This is a genomic window from Microbacterium sp. GbtcB4 (assembly GCF_019091465.1).
Taxonomy (GTDB): domain Bacteria; phylum Actinomycetota; class Actinomycetes; order Actinomycetales; family Microbacteriaceae; genus Microbacterium; species Microbacterium paraoxydans.
The window spans coordinates 1-233 of record NZ_JAGXJJ010000652.1; the positions used below are offsets into that span (position 1 = coordinate 1).

Annotated in this window: 1 pseudogene; it reads right to left on the reverse strand. The window is 68.7% G+C overall.

The features are described from left to right. Positions 1-233, reverse strand: a pseudogene (locus KVS71_RS19135) (MFS transporter); the annotation flags it as partial.

The following is a 233-nucleotide window of genomic DNA, read 5'->3' on the forward strand; positions in this document are numbered from 1 at the left end:
AGCAGGGGCAGGACAGGGGCCGGCACCAGCAGCAGGAAGGGCGCGAAGGTCAGGAGCGAGGTGATCAGGCCAATGTACATCACGTTCTTCCGGCCCCACTTGTCACCGAGCCAGGCGTCCGGCAGCGTCACGACGAACTCCACGAACGACGCCAGGGTCATCGCGGCGGGGATCACCTGCTCGCTGATCGCGATGGGCTCGCCGGTCGCGTACCCGGTGGCGAGGGGGGTGGC